Here is a 16447-nt window from a genome sequence, read left to right on the forward strand (position 1 = left end):
AATGGAAAAAGAGTTAAGTAATTCAAATAAATCACAACTATGAAAAAAACTAAAATCAAAGTTGCCTTTTGTTAGAAACAAGCGTCATAATTTTGATTGAGATGAGTTTTATAAAAATGTCCAATATCAAGAGTTTTCTAATGGAGAAAAACTAAAAATAGCTGCTGAAATTAATGATGTTTATTTATCATTTACTAACCCAGCTCGTCCAGGTGAAAAAAACTTAGTCCTACGTGGACCAAGTATTAAAATTTACGAAGGAAAAGTGCATGCTATTATCGGTGAAAGTGGTAGTGGTAAAAGTGTTATTACTTCACTTTTATACGGACTAACTGGAGATAATGCAGTTATTGAAAGTGGCGAAATCAAGCTTTATAACAATAACATTGAAAAATTTAGCTTAAGAGATTGAGAAAATTCTCAATACCGTGGAAAAGTAGTTTCAGCTGTGTTCCAAAACCCAATGTCTACCTTAAACCCTACGATGAAAGTAGGAAAACAAATTATGGAAGGTATGTTAATTAATAAAGTAGTTAAAACTAAAAAAGAAGCATACCAGAGAGCCCTTGAATACTTAAAACTAACTAAAATCAATGATCCAGAAGCTGTAATGCATCTATACCCACACGAAATGAGTGGGGGGATGATTCAACGTGTTGTTATTGCTGCTATAGTATCTTTAGAACCAAAAGTTTTAGTTATGGATGAACCTACGACTGCGCTAGATCCAACCGTACAAGCTTTAGTTTTAGATATTATTAAAGAACTGCAAGAAAAACTAAAATTATCAATTGTCTTTATTACTCACGACTTAGGTGTGGTAGCTTCAATTAGTGATTATATTTCAATTATGTATGCTGGACAAATTGTGGAAGAAGGAACTAACGAAGAAGTGCTTCGTTATCCGCAACATCCATATACTTGAGGACTGATTTTATCAATGCCAGATGTTAATACTGGTGAAAGATTGGCAACGATTCGTGGAAGCGTGCCAGCAAACTTAAATAATATTGTTGGAGACGCATTTGCTCCTAGAAATGAATATGCTTTAGGAATTGATTTTGTTGAAGAACCTAAATTTTATTATGTGAGTGAAACTCACCGTGTTAAATCAGCTTTACTAGATCCAAATGCACCAAAATATCAACCACCAGCTATTATTCAAAAATTATGAAAGGAATATTTACAAGCAAATCAAGATGGAAAATAAAGAATACTATACAGAAGTTAAATATAAATTCTTTCGTAAAAAAAGATATGTGCGTGATATTGTAGCTGGAACAAATGATATGTTAACTCCAAAACATGGAGAAGAAATCTTAGCTTCACTAAGAAACGTTGATATTTCATATGGACACGGATCAAAAACTTTCAGAGCTGTAACTGACTTAAACTTAAATATTTATAAAGGAGAAGTTTTAGGACTGGTTGGTGAAAGTGGTAGTGGTAAAAGTACCATTGGAAAAACACTAGTTGGACTAGTTCCTTATAGTTTTGGTGAAATCAAATTACTTAATAAAACCTTGCCAAAAGTTTTAAAACGTGGTTTAAAATTTGGTAAAAAACTGCAAGAATATAAAGAAATTGAAAACTTTATGGTTAATAAAGTACAAATGATTTTCCAAGATCCAGCTAACTCCTTAAACCCATACAATAACATCGAAAGTGTAGTTTCAGAAGGGTTAGATAACTTAAAAACTTCAAAAGAAATTTATTTATACAACATCGACCAAAGTGTCCAAAAAGAACTGTATGAAACTTATTTTACAAAAGCTTCACATAAGCAGTTTTATGGTGAATATTTAACTAACTTAAATAAAGCAATTGTAACCAACGAAGATGAAGCTTTTAAGGCTTTATATGAACAATTACTTAGTGATTTAGACGAGTATAAAGATAAAGAAGCAATTGAATATTTAACTAATGCCAAAAATCAGCGTTTAGAATTAAATAAATGATCTGAAAAACAATGTAAAAAACAATTAGTAATTGATATACTTGAAAGTGTTGGACTTGATAGTTCAGTGCTAAAACGTTACCCACTTGAATTTAGTGGTGGACAACAACAAAGAATTGGGATTTCGCGTGCCGTGGTACTTAGACCACAATTATTAGTAGCTGATGAACCAATTTCAGCTTTAGACGTTTCAATTCAAGCTCAAGTTATAAATATTTTCAATGATTTAAAAGAAAAATATAACTTAACAATTTTATTTATTGCTCACGACTTAAGAATGGTCGAATACATTTCTGATCGTATTGCAGTTATGAACAAAGGTAGATTACTGGAAGTTGGTTCAACTTCTGAAATAGCTCATAACTCACTTCATCCATATACAAGAAGCTTACTAGAAGCTGTGCCATCAATTGATGGAGAAAAAGGAAGCTTAATTGGATATGTATATGATATTAATATGCATAATTACGATCAAAACAACCAACCTGAATGAATTAAATTAAATGACGACCACTACATTTTTGCAACTCACGAAGAAGTTGAAAAATGAAAAAATGGTGAATATTAATTATTAAACAAAGAATATTAAACTAAACTAGTCAAAAAATGTCGCTATAAATGATGTTTTTTGGCTTTTTATTATAAAATTAAAATAGTTAAAAAGCGATTTTAAGCCAAAAATAGCACTAAAAAATATAAAATTTTTATACTAAATTAAAAATAAAGTGCTATAATAAACTTGATTAAAGTCTCAATTGCGAAATATTCGCAGCTATAGAGGAGCTTTTAGTATGAGTAAACGTCTGAGTAGGCATACAATGATGACGTTAAAAGGACATAAAAGCCGAAATACATAAAATGGCGATTTTATGTATTGGTGAAAAAGCATAAAAGATTTTCACTCTTGGGAAACCATAGGTGCTATAGAATTACATTAAACTTATATTAATTATTTATTTCATTTTAATAATTTTTAAAGTTTTGTAGTTTTATAGCTACAAAACTTTTTTGTTTTTACAAAGCAAAGGGAGGTAATATGAAGATTAACGAATATGATAAATATCTAGATATTCCAGAAAAATATCGGTTCGATTTAGAAAGTATTTTAGAAGGAAAAACGCTAGAGCAATTAATTGCAGAATATCAAAAGTTAACTGAACAACGGATTAGTAACAAGGACACTAAATACAATGACATTGAAGCTTATGTAGCGGATGTTAAATTAAGTGAACAAGCTAGTTTAATTATGTTCAAAATTCATAATTATATTAGTAACAACTTAAACACAAATTTAGTTGATCCTAAATGAAAGAAAATTAAACAAGATTTTTCATTTTTAAGTAATGAATTATCTCAAAAACTAGGTTCAGAAAGCAATAGATTTTACAAACACATTGATAAAATGAAGCTTTGAAAAGAAGATCCTAGATTAAAATCATACAAGCGTCACATGGAAGACCAAATTAATGCTTTAGAACACAAATTAAGTGATGAAGTTGAAGAATACATTATAAATAGTGCAATTGGAGCTGGAAAACCACATTCAATTTTTAGCATTATTACTAATTCAGAATTACAATTTAATGATGTTTTAACTTCAAAAGGGAAAAAACTAAAGCTAAATTATGCCAACCGTGATATGTTACTAAAATCAAATGATCCGTTAGTTAGAAAAAATGCTTATCAAAACTTTTGAAATGCATATTACCAACACAAAGATTCATTATCTGAAATTTTATACCAACAATTTATTGCTATCACCACCGAAGCTAAACTTCGTAAGTATCCTTCAGCAGTTGCAATGTTAACCGATAGCGATAAAGTGTCAGATGATATTTTAGTTAGTCTATTTGAACAAGTTTCAAATAATCGTGACCCTTTAATTAAGTACCATAAATTACATAAAAAGTTTTACAAAATCCGTTATGGTTCTAAACAACAAAAATGAGACGGAATGCGTGAACTAGTTGATGTTAAAAGTCAATATAGTGTTGAAGAAGCTCAACAACTTATTTTAGAAGCTCTCAAACCCTTTGGTGCTGAATATATCGATCAAATCCAAAAAGCATTTAATCAACGTTGAGTAGATTATATGCCTTCAAAAGGAAAACGTCAAGGAGCTTATAGTATTGGGACTTCATATGGTATTGATAAAAAGTTTATCTTAATGAACTTTAATGGTGAATTAAGAAGCGTTGAAACCTTAGCACATGAATTAGGTCACTCAATGCATTCATACTTTTCAGATACTCGTCAAAACTTTATTGACAGCCAATACCCAATTTTCCTAGCAGAAATTGCTTCAATTTATAATGAATTAATGTTGTTTGACTTGTTATTAAAAACCTCAACCGATGATAAATTAAAATTCCATATTTTAGAAAGTATGATTAAAGGTTTTCAAGGTACTGTTTTACGTCAAGTTGAATGAGCTAATTATGAATATAGCTTATATGACAAAATTAGTAAAGGACAAATCTCTAGCTCATATAGCGCTTTAAGTGAACTTTACTATGAAAACAGTAAGAAATTCACCTTAAATCCAACTGAGTTAAAATACAACGATAAAGATACTTTAGGCGCTATTTATGTACCACACTTCTACTATGGATTTTATGTTTATAAATACGCCATTGGTCAATTAGTAGCTTGCTACTTCTTCAAAAAATATAAAACTGAAGGAGTTGTGGCAATTCAAAACTATATTGAAAACTTTTTAAGTGCTGGTGGTAGTGATTATCCAATTAACATTCTAAATAAAGTCGGAATTGACTTAACAAGTGAACAATTTTATCAAGAAGGTTTTTCATACATTAAAGAATTAGTTTATGAATATGAAAAACTTGGAAACAAACTTTTTAAGACTAAAAAATAAAGTCAAAACAAAATAATTATCATAATCAAAAAACAAGGAGTAATGATGAAATTTAAAAGATTATTATTATCATTTACGTCAGCAAGTGCGATAACAATGCCTTTAGTTGCTATCTCATGTGGAGATCCAGTAGCTAATAAAAAAGAAGCAGAATCAAATTCAGAGTTTGCAGTTTCATATCAATCAGCTGCAAATGAAACACATCCATACAATGGAACATTAAGCAACTTAACAAAATCAGCAAAAAGTAACTTATTCGTTTCTTACTTAAACACTGATTATACACCTACAGATAGCCCAGTAGATTATTCATCAGCTTATGGGAATAAAGATGCTGGACAACCAACAGTTAACTTAACTGTTCCATCACTTTTATCATATGAATTTGTTGGTAGACCAGTTGTTGAAACAAAAGAAACAGTTGACCAATTAACAGGTAAAACAGAATCACACAGTGTAATTGTTAAACCAAGTTTATACAGACGTAAATTTGAACATGCAGATGCTATCGTGTTACACTTTGCAGATGGAACTTCAAAAACATATGACACAGATGAAGCTACAGTTGTTTCATTACAACCAACTGCAAATGGATGAGATACTCAATCAGTACAATTAATTAGTGAAAACCCTAAATCAATTAACTCAAGACAATTTGAAAATGATTTAAGAATGGCAACTAAATTAGAAGCTCGTGTAAGAGATGGTTTAACTTGAACAATGCCAGATGGTACAAAAACAAACTACAAAGTTACAGCTTTAGACTACTGAATGGGATTTGTTAGAACAAGATTAAACGACTACGCTTATAGAGTTAGTGCAGCCGAATCAGGAAATAAATCAAAAGCAAAAGTTGATGCATTAAATGCTGCAACTAACCAAATCTTAACATCTACAAGTAAAACATATACTCATGGAAGTACATATCCAAACGCTTATCTATACGGACTATACGGAATTGATTTTGAATCAATTTCAAACAAAGAAAAAGCTGTTAGAGAAGAAGGCGGACGTTCATACCTTGTAATTAATGGATTAGCAGGTGAAAAAAGTGATTTCTCTGACATCATTAACAAATTCATTGGAGATTACGACTTTACACCAGCTCCATATGAATACTTAAAAGATGTAGCAGAACACCCAGAAAAATTAAAAGTAACTTCAGCAAGTACAGCTGAAGGTGTTGCAACTAAAATTCAAGAACTTGCTACTTTAGTTAAAGACTTACCACAAAATTCATTACTAAGATTATCAGGATACTTCTGATACGGAAACACACGTGAAACAACATTATTCTCAGGAAAATATCTTCCAAACGCTTATAATTCACAATCAAGATCAGTTGATTATGTAGTTAATAAAAATTACTGAGATCAAGCATATGTAAACCACCCAAGAAGAATTAGAACATTCAGTATTAAATATGGAAAAGTGGATACAGCGTTATTTAACACACAATCATTAAACAGATACATTGGTGGTGACCAATCATCAGTTTCTTATAGTGATTTAAGTGCTACAGATAAAACAATAGTAACAAACGCACCACAAGACTACGGATTAACATTTACAAGAGCTAGAACAAGACAATCATTGCTTACAAATGTATTAAACCAATTTATTCCTAACTACCCTAACCAAGGAAACAACACTGAATTAATTGATGAACCATTATCAAGACTTCTATATGGTGTTCCATTAGCTGATTTAAAAAATAAACAACATGCAAGTGTTTTAGAATACGCTACAACTGGTGTTGCTCGTGAATTTAGATCAATTATTTTTGCTTCATTAAACTGAGCTGCAATTTCAACAGCATTGCGTGGTGGTGAACCAACAAATACTTACCTATCAGGTTTAACACCAGATTCAAATATTAATGAAGATACAGCAGATACTTCATTATCAGGTGAAAAAGCGCTTTCACCAAGAGCTAACTGAAAAGAATTAAGTACATTATTTGTTGTAGATAAAACTACAAACCAAAGAGTTGAGCTAAAAGATGGTGAAAGATCACTAGGAACAGAAATTGACCCAACAGAAACAAATTCAGTTCAAAGTTCAGCTGATACAAGATTCCGATCAGCAGCATTTGCGCAATTACAAGCTAGAATGAAAAAATTATTAGATGAATTCTATGCAGCTAACCCAGGTATTCCTTCAGAAATCAAATACAAATTTGTTTACAGATACACAAACCCAGATGATTCTGAAAAACAAACATTAACATCATTATTTAACACATTAGGTAAATTAGATCCAAGATTAAAATTTGAATTTATCATGCCTAAAGATGCAACTGAATGACGTGCAAACTGATTATCATTAAACCACTCATTCTTATATAATTGAGGATATGACTATAACGGAATTGGTTCAGGATTTGATGGATACTCATGAAATGGATACTTACTTCCAATTATGTCTCGTATTGCTACAAATGCAGAATACGCTGAAAAAATGAAAGCTTTCCCTCAATTAACAAAAGCTGCACAAGCATTAAAAACTTATGTAGACAAAATGAACGCAGCTGGAACACACAAACTTTCAATTCCTTACGATAAATGATCAGAACTAGAAAACAACGACCTAGCTCACTTATCACAAAATTTAGGATCAATGAAACTATCAGGACAAGGAAACAAATTAGTTGAACTTTCAGCTGAAGAAAAAGACAAACAACTAGATGGATACTCATTCTCAGCTAGATTCTGATTAGACTTACAAAACAATAAAATTGAAGGTCACAAATTCAGCAAAAAAGACTTAATTGAATTAGGTACAGAATTAACTAACTTATATGGATTTACAACAAATGTAACATTCGGTTTATCAGCAGATCCATTTATAAGAACTATTGTCAACCCATCATACATAGTTCCTTCATTTGGTGATAAACCAGCTGATTTATCAGCTTACTTAGTTGCATTTAACCCTGCAAAATAAGCTAATTAATTATTAAAAATACAATTAACGGACAACCGTTAATTGTTTATTATTCTGTTATATTTCATATAATTTTATAGAATAATAACAAGTATTAAAGAGATTTAATCTTGTATTAAAGGAGAAACAATGTTAAAGTACATTCTACAGCGTTTAGGATTTGCTGTAGTTACCCTTTTTGTCATTATTGTGATTGTGTACTTATCTGTTGCGATTTTCTCAAATAACCCATTTGTTGAAAGAGCACAAAACTCATCACAAGGAGGAGAAGGATCAGCTAGCGTTGGTTCACAGGTTTATATTGATACTATGCGGAGATACTTTAATCAGTCCGTAAATTATCATTTAACTCCTGATGTACCATTTGATACTAAAAATCCTACATTCTGATTTAACTTAAAAGTAAACCCATTTGTTAGATTATTCTACTGATTTAAAGATATTTTCAACAAAGACCACCCATTTGGACTTCCTTATAATGAAGATGTCTTTACTAAATATTTTGATATGAATGATCCAAATAAAACTATTCCAGCTTTATTCTTTAAATTCTTAAAATTCTCAATTATTGTCACACTACCTGCCTTTGTTATTAGTGCATCATTAGGTATTGTGTTAGGTGTTATTGCTGGATATAAAAGAGGAAAATTCTTTGATGTTAGTGTTAACTTTTTCTCATTAGTGTTTGTGGCACTGCCATCATTTGTTTTAGTGCCAATCTTTATTAGTGTGTTATTAAGCTTTAATGTGCCACCGCAAGCTTACAACTTCACTGATAAAACAGTGTTAGATACTAACTCAATCGGAAATATTATTCTTTCTTGATTACCACCTATTTTCATTATCGTACTTGGTTCTTTAAGTGGTTATATTACATTTACTAGAAACCAAGTCGTTACAGTACTTACTTCAAACTACATTTTGATTGCCAAATCAAAAGGTTTAGGTAAATTTGAAATCTTTACCAAATATGTTTTAAGAAACATTTCAATTCCATTAGCTACTGCCATTATCCCTTCATATATTGGACTACTTAGTGGTGGAATTATTATCGAGACATACTGACAAATTCCAGGGACATCACAAACCTTCGCACAAGCGTTCCCTAATGGTGAAATTAACATCATTATGTTCTCAAATGTATTATTTACCGCTTTAGGTTTATTTACTGAACTTTTAGTTGATGTTGTTTATACATTCTTAGATCCACGGATCAAATATGCTAGTCCTTCTAGATATAGTGTAAAAAGCTTGCTAACAGCCAAATGATCTCGTGAAGCACAATTTAGAGAATTATTAAAAGCCAACAATTCTCAGGAAGGAACTTTAACTAATGACTAGCTCAGAATTTAACAAAAAATATGGTCTTAGTCAATCTTTACAAGGTAAAGATCTATTTACTAGAGTTCCATACAACATCAACAACTTCACCAATGTGGCAGGTAAACCAAAGAAATTACCAGTTGAAATTTTCAAAAGATTTTTTAGCAACTGAGCAACTGTTTTATTTACAATTATTTTCCTAACTGTGTTAATTATTTCGCTAGTTGTTACATTTGCTAGTCCATTTAACCCTAACTTAAAAGTTAGTTTAACTTACGAATTCAACGTCCCAATTGATGGAAAAATAGTTAAAGTTAAAGGTTCAGATGCTGTTAACTTACTTCCACCAGTTTATAAAGAATATGTTTTATCATCAATTTATCCAAATAGCTCATTTTATGCTGAAGTTATTAAAGGTTTAAGTACACTTTATAACCCAGATCCAGAAAACCAAGCTACTGGAAACTTACTAAAATGATATTTAAACGGACATAAAACTTTACAAGATACTGGACTAATTAAAATTGTCCCAACTCCTACAGGTTCTTCAGAACTATATGTCAATGCTTACAAATTCTATGAATTAAGTAACATTATCATTTTCTTAAATCGAATGAACTTGCCTCAAAATGCTTCAGTGGAACAAATCGCTGACGCTGTTAAAGTTTTAAGACAAGCTAACCCAGATAATCCAAACTTTGGTATTCCAACTTACTTTGGTACTAACTCAATTGGAATTGATATTTGAACTTCTTCATGAGTTGGTACTTGAAACGCAATTAGACTTGCTTTAATTACAGCCACACTTCAAACAGTTATTGGAGTTGCTGTTGGTTCATATTTAGGATTCCACGTTGGATCTAAAATTGACACAATTATTATGCGTCTAATTGAAATCTTTGTCGCTCCACCGACATTAATTTGATTGTTACTATTTGCTTCAACATTTGGTACTTCTGATACCACACTGATTTTAGCTTTAGTATTTACAGGTTGAACAGGTGCTGTTGGTGGAACTAGAATGTACATTATTACAGTTAAAGATTCAGAATTTATTACTGCAAGTAAATCAATTGGAGCTTCAAAAGCTAGATTGATTTACAAACACACTTTACCTGCCATTATTGGTAAAATTGCAACTAGCTACGTAAATAGAATTCCAGGAATTATTCTATCTGTATCATCACTTGCATTCTTAGGATTCTTTAGAGGTGATAACGCTAACTTAGGAGCACTATTATCAAGTGCACCAAAAGAAGCTTCAAATAACTTCTTAATCTTATTCTTACCATCAATGATCTTATTATCTATTTCAGTATCACTACACTTTATCGCATTAGGAATTCATGATGCTCTTGACCCAAGAGTTATTCGTGGAAAAACAAATTAGGAGGCTAACATGAAACAAGAAGAAAAACTTTTAACAGTTAAAAATTTAAAAGTATCTTTCCGTATTTCTAAAAACAAATACATCAACATCGTTAGAGGTGTTTCGCTTAGCCTAAAACGTGGTCAAATTGTAGGGATTGTTGGTGAAAGTGGTAGTGGCAAAAGTGTTACTTCTAAATCATTTTTAAACATCAACGAAAACGCTTTTACAACCGCTGATGAAATGGTAATTGACGGATATGACTTAACTCAAAAAATGAAAGAAAGTCATTGACAAAAAATTAGAGGTCACAAAATTGGATACATTCCTCAAGATCCGCTAACTTCACTAAACCCAACTCGTAAAATTGGAAAACAATTACTAGATGCATTAAATAATAACTCTGATTGAAAAGATAAACCTTTAAAAGAAAAACAAGATTACTTAATTTCTTTATTAAAAAGATTTGGTATTTTACAAGCTGAACAAGTTTTTAACATGTATCCACATACTCTAAGTGGTGGGATGAAACAACGTGTAGTTATTACAATGGTTGTAGCGCTAAGACCTTCACTTATTATTGCTGATGAACCTACTACAGCGCTTGATCCTACTGTGCAAGCATCTGTTTTAGCTTTATTTGAGCAAATTCGTCAAGAGATGAATATCTCAATTATCTTAATTAGCCACAACATTTCAGTTGTTGCTAAGTTTTGTGATTACATTTATGTAATGTACGCTGGAAAAATCGTAGAAAAAGGAAGCAAAAGCGATATTTTTACAAACCCTAAACACCCATATACTTGAGCTTTAATTTCAGCTATTCCAGAAAACAAATCCGATCGTTTATACTCAATTAAAGGTACTCCACCTGATATGAACAACTTACCTTTAGGTGATGCATTTGCTCCTAGAAATGAGTATGCTTTAGAAATTGACTTTATTAAAGAACCCCCACTATTTGAAGTTTCTGAAACTCATAGTGCTGCAACTTGATTATTACACCCTGATGCTCCAAAAGTAACTTTATCAACTGAACTGCAAGAAAGATTAAATTCATTCAAGAAGGTATTCCATGAACAAAAATAATCCACCATTAAGAAGACACCACAGAGGATTTAGAATTACTCCAGTTGTTTTAGATAAAGTTGCTCAAAAAGAAGTTACTGTAAACTTAAAACCACAAGTACCAACTTATGTACCAGAAAACGCACCAGTTGTAAATCAAATTGTTCAAGAGCCTATTCAAGAAGCTGTTTTAACTAAAACATCTAATCTTGAATTAGTAAATGCTTTAAGAAACCAAGATTTAGTTGTAAATTCAAACATCCAAACTCAGGAAAATGATTTAGCTCCAGTATCTCAAGTAGCTCAAGTAGATTGATCAACTAGAGAAAACATTTTAGAAGTAAATGGACTTAAAAAATACTTTGTTAACCGTGGATTTATTAACAAAGCCGTAGATGATGTTTCATTTAATGTTAAAGAAGGTGAAATTGTTGGTTTAATTGGTGAAAGTGGTAGTGGTAAAACAACTGTTGGTCGTTCATTGTTACGCTTATACGAAGATTACAGTGGATTTGTTCGTCTAGGTGATCAAGTTATTTCAGGTAAAAAATTACCTCGTAAGCATCAAAAATACATGCACAAAAATATTCAAATGATCTTCCAAGATCCAATGGCTGCATTAAACGGTCAAAACAATATTTTTGGTATTTTACGTGAACCATTAGTGGTTAATGGTGTTATTAAAGAAAAAATGATTGATCTAAAAAGTGATTGAAAACAAATTAGCCAAAACTTTCACTACACTTTCTTAGAAAAAGCACTTGAATTAGAGTTACAAAACTTAAAAGTTTCAAACGAGTTATATGCACCTTTTATCGCTAAATGACAACATTTAAAAGAAGAAAAAAACTTTAATACTTCAACCAGTTTAGAAGACCAATTTAATAGTATTTTCAGCTTTTTAGATGAAAAAGGTAAAATCAACTCTTTACTTGTAAACAACTTATACACCAATTCAGATAGTTTAATTGATTTATACCACAACAAAAAAGAGGCATACCGTAATCAAGAAATTGACTTTGATGAAATTGATCTAAAAAATGCTCGTGCTGAATATGAAAAACAACTAAAACTAAAAAAACATACAGCCGAATACTATCACTATTTAGATCAAATTGCTGAATATAAAAAACAATTAAAAAAATTAGCAGTTGATAAACAAAGTTATGTTGCTGTCTCAATTAACGTTTTTAAAAACTTAGTTAGTGAGCTTAAAAATGAAGCTCAAATGCATAAAATTGATGCTTATACATCTAATGTTTTAAGTTTTTACTTCCACAAGCTAAAACAATACTTAATTTACGCTACACTATCAAAACAATTAAAAGCTCAAATTAAAAACCTATTATTTATCGATTACTTAAATGCTAAAGATTTAACTGAAAACATCCGTGAGTACGCTACAATCTTTTATAAAAAACTTTCATTTATCGATGAAACTAAAAAATCAAGCATTAAAGAGCTAAAAAGATATATTCAAGCAAATTGTGAATTTAAATTTAACAAATACCAGTTAATTTCAGAACAGTTTGAAAACACATTTGTAACTAGAGAAAAAGACTTACAAGAAAAATTAGCTCAAGCTAAAATGCATCTAAATGAACATCAAAAAGTAGCTGCAGCTGATAATTCAGAAGCTCTAGAAGCTGCAAGAGTACATTTAGCTCAAACTGAAGAAGTATTTGAAAATGAATTAGCTAAATACATTGAAAACTATAACATCAGAATTAAAGATTTATTCGATCGTATTGCTAATCAAAAACAAAACTATCTTGAACTATTAGATCAAGAAAAACAACTAACTACCGCTTTTAATGCTCGTTTTAAAGAGTTTGTTAACTTCTTTGAAAAAGAAGTAATAGTTGATGTCAAAAACCAACTAAAAGACCTAGCATCAGCATATAAAACTGATTTAAATAACTTAAAACAAGAACAAGCTTCTGAAGAGCAAGTAGCTAAATTTAAAGCTAGCTATAACAAGAAAACTAAAGTATTAAATGGTAAATTAAACCAATATATTATTGACTTAAAAGTTTATCGTAATAATGTGATCGATAAGTTAAATGGAAATAAATCATTTGATACCGAAATTAAAATTATTAACAAAGATTTAGCTAATATTTATAAATTATTAGGTGTAACTAACTTTGACCGTAAATTTAGAAAATCTAAATTCTACAATACTTTATTAAGCTTAACTAACTGAAAAAGATTTAGAGGTATTTTCAAACTATTTGTGCAAAATACTATTTATAAAGCACTTGAAGATGTTGGTTTATTAAAACAATTTGCTTACCGTTATCCGCACGAATTTAGTGGTGGACAAAGACAAAGAATCGTTATCGCACGTGCTTTAATTACTCAACCTAGAGTTATTGTAGCTGATGAGCCGATTGCTTCTCTTGATATTTCAATTCAAGCACAAGTAGTTAACTTACTGAAAGATTTATGTACTAAGAGAAATATCGGAATGGTATTTATCGCTCATGACCTTTCAATGATTGAATACATTGCTGACCGTGTGCAAATTATGCACTTAGGTAAAATAGTTGAATCTGGAGATACTGAAGAAATTTACGCAAATCCAGTTCACCCATATACTAAAAACTTATTTAAAGCTATACCTAAAATCTCAAACGCTAATGAAAAATTCAAAGATGTTAAATTTGAACTTTCATATTTAAACGAACAACAATATCCAAACATTCCTAAAGTTCAAACAGTTAAAAAAGATAAACACTTTGTTTATGCAACTGATGAACAATTTGAAAAATGAATACAAGAAGAAACTAATCAACAATAAACTTAAAGGAGTTTTATGCTAAGAAACGGATGATACAAATTCATTTTCATGTGTAAAAATGAATTTAGAACAAAGCGCTTTTGAATTGTTCAAGCCTGTTTTATTAGTTTGATTTTGGTTTTATTCTTAGTTGTTTATTTTGCTAGTGCTTATAAAGGAAAAGTATTAGATTCATTTGCTTTTGCATTTGCTTTACCTTTATTAATTAATGTTATTATCATCATCTTTAAGTTAGGTTTTTTATCAAGATCCATAGCTAACTTTAAAGACTCAATGGCAAATCATAAAAAAATCAACGAAGAACGTAAGAAGGCGAAAATGTCCCAAGCCGAATTACATGTTTACAAAAAAACTAAAGAACAATTAAATGAAGCTAAAAAAGCTAAAACTCCAAAAAGTAAATTCCCCTTTGTTTTTGAGTTTATTTGAAACTTAATTGCATTAATTCCTTTAATCACTTTATCTACTTTAATTATTTAATAGATTATAAAACCTCCAGCTTAGGAGGTTTTTTTGTTTTGTTATGAGCTGATTACAAAATAATAGTGACAAAAACTCATAGATGCACAAATTGAAAATAATATGTGCACCAAAAATAAAGCGAACACCAAATTTATATATTTCAATAACTGATATTTAGTCATTCAATTAGCAAGTATAAAAACCATCGCACAGTTTACTTTATTTTTTCAATATTTAATTTATGGTTGTTTTACTAGTTTGTTTAAAGAATCTAAATTTCTTTGACTTAATAATTAATTAGTTGTTTTAATTCTAACAGTATTAAAAAACCCTACTTCCTTTTGAATTCAGGAAAATAGGGTTCATTTAAATCACATTTATTAATGCAACTTTTTTAATATTCATATGTATATTCATCAATTAGTTTTTGATTGAAATTAACTCTACTTTGTAAATAAATATATGAGATATAGCTAGTAGCTAAAGTGTAATATTTCCCATTTTCTTCTCAAATGTAATCTTCTTCTTTAGATACTTCAAGGCAAGGGAGAAGAATTGGTGTTTTGTAAACGTCATTGTTAACTAAAACTCTACTATAACCATAAAGTGTTTTACAAAAATTCTTTGTAAGGATTCTTGCCAAAAAATGATAAGAATATTTGTTAGCATCCATAATATCTTTTAATTTAGAATTAGTTATTTCAATAATTTTGCTATTACCTGTTGAAGTAAAATAATCCTCTTGATAAAAACAAATTCCTGTATATGCTCCGATTGGTGCTATGGTCAATACACCTTTAAGTTTACGATTTTTTATTTCATCATTTTCTTTGATATAACCAATAATTCCATTGTTTTCTTTCGAAGCTGTCACAACAGCGACAGTACCTTCTATTGGAGTAGTATACATATCAAAGTTTTTTACAGGATCTTTAATTATATGTTTTGTTGAAAGTGCAAGAAAATTTCCCAGAAATTAATTTTTTCATACAATTTTATTCTTAAGTTTGATATAATCAGCCTCATACTTCGCCTTTTCAGCCTCATACAAGCGAATCGTTTTTTGTTCTTTTAACTCTTTGGCTTTTTCCATCAAATTTTGGATATATTCAACAGCTAGAGTGAAATATTTTCCATTTTCTTCTCAAATGTAGTTATTTTCTTTACTCACTTCAAGGCAAGGAAGCATGATGATTTCTTTAGCTGATCTTTGTGAATTAGGTTTTCATTGTCAGTTATATATAGATTTTGAGCATATTTTATTTATGATTTGCGCTAAAAAATAATTACAACTATCATTTTTTAGGAGAATTTTTTCAAAAGTTTGGTTTTTTGGAATAAGTCTAAAAATACTACCATGTGTATCTAACAATAAATAATCATAGTTGTGATAAAAGCAAATACCAAAATTCATTGAAAATGTCATTGAATTTTTAGTAATATATTCGCTATTATTTTCATCTACGGAAATAAAACCTATAATACCGTTATTTTTAGCAGATTGAGCAATTGCCGCAACTGAATGATCTGTATCTTTAATATCAACGATATTAGCTTCTTTTTGTGTTAATGGGTATTGGTTAGAACCGTCAAACAAAAACAAATCACCTAATTTAAAACCTTTTCAAATAATATTACTCATAA

Annotated in this window: 11 protein-coding genes and 1 riboswitch; of the genes, 9 read left to right on the plus strand and 2 right to left on the minus strand. The window is 30.0% G+C overall.

Annotation, left to right across the window (positions count from 1 at the left end):
- Nucleotide 1: 1 nt before the first annotated feature.
- From ACJA23_RS01695 to ACJA23_RS01735, 9 genes are all read left to right on the plus strand, one after another.
- Nucleotides 2-1210: an ABC transporter ATP-binding protein gene (locus ACJA23_RS01695; protein WP_406614697.1), complete on the plus strand. Its 1209-nt coding sequence runs from the start codon at nt 2-4 to the stop codon at nt 1208-1210.
- Entirely contained in the window at nt 1200-2525 is a 1326-nt protein-coding gene (locus tag ACJA23_RS01700; RefSeq protein WP_406614699.1) for an ABC transporter ATP-binding protein, read from the plus strand. Before ACJA23_RS01695 ends, ACJA23_RS01700 begins: the two co-directional genes overlap by 11 nt.
- A 199-nt stretch (nt 2526-2724) precedes the next feature.
- Nucleotides 2725-2889, plus strand: a riboswitch (Lysine riboswitch).
- A 104-nt stretch (nt 2890-2993) separates the two neighbouring features.
- A complete protein-coding gene (gene pepF / locus ACJA23_RS01705) occupies nt 2994-4832 on the plus strand; it encodes an oligoendopeptidase F (protein WP_406614701.1) in 1839 nt (612 codons plus the stop codon).
- Nucleotides 4833-4877: 45 nt separating this feature from the next.
- Nucleotides 4878-7778: an OppA family ABC transporter substrate-binding lipoprotein gene (locus ACJA23_RS01710; RefSeq protein WP_406614703.1), complete on the plus strand. Its 2901-nt coding sequence runs from the start codon at nt 4878-4880 to the stop codon at nt 7776-7778.
- Between the two features lie 129 nt (nt 7779-7907).
- A complete protein-coding gene (locus tag ACJA23_RS01715; protein ID WP_406614705.1) occupies nt 7908-9119 on the plus strand; it encodes an ABC transporter permease in 1212 nt (403 codons plus the stop codon).
- Nucleotides 9112-10491: an ABC transporter permease gene (locus ACJA23_RS01720; protein ID WP_406614707.1), complete on the plus strand. Its 1380-nt coding sequence runs from the start codon at nt 9112-9114 to the stop codon at nt 10489-10491. The genes ACJA23_RS01715 and ACJA23_RS01720 overlap by 8 nt, the downstream gene beginning before the upstream one ends.
- Nucleotides 10492-10500: 9 nt before the next feature.
- A complete protein-coding gene (locus tag ACJA23_RS01725; RefSeq protein ID WP_406614709.1) occupies nt 10501-11559 on the plus strand; it encodes an ABC transporter ATP-binding protein in 1059 nt (352 codons plus the stop codon).
- A complete protein-coding gene (locus tag ACJA23_RS01730; protein ID WP_406614711.1) occupies nt 11546-14341 on the plus strand; it encodes an ATP-binding cassette domain-containing protein in 2796 nt (931 codons plus the stop codon). The genes ACJA23_RS01725 and ACJA23_RS01730 overlap by 14 nt, the downstream gene beginning before the upstream one ends.
- Nucleotides 14342-14356: 15 nt before the next feature.
- Nucleotides 14357-14821, plus strand: a complete 465-nt coding sequence (locus ACJA23_RS01735) for a hypothetical protein (RefSeq protein WP_406614713.1) — start codon at nt 14357-14359, stop codon at nt 14819-14821.
- A gap of 376 nt (nt 14822-15197) precedes the next feature.
- Here the strand turns inward: ACJA23_RS01735 and ACJA23_RS01740 are convergent, their stop codons facing one another.
- Together ACJA23_RS01740 and ACJA23_RS01745 are read right to left on the minus strand one after the other, a co-directional pair.
- Complete coding sequence (locus ACJA23_RS01740; RefSeq protein ID WP_406614715.1) at nt 15198-15713, minus strand: hypothetical protein; 516 nt, start codon at nt 15711-15713, stop codon at nt 15198-15200.
- 66 nt (nt 15714-15779) lie between these two features.
- Nucleotides 15780-16445, minus strand: a complete 666-nt coding sequence (locus ACJA23_RS01745; RefSeq protein WP_406614717.1) for a hypothetical protein — start codon at nt 16443-16445, stop codon at nt 15780-15782.
- Between the last annotated feature and the right edge of the window lie 2 nt (nt 16446-16447).

Origin of the sequence: Mycoplasma corogypsi (assembly GCF_045276875.1) — a bacterium.
GTDB classification, from domain to species: domain Bacteria; phylum Bacillota_I; class Bacilli_A; order Mycoplasmatales; family Metamycoplasmataceae; genus Mycoplasmopsis; species Mycoplasmopsis corogypsi.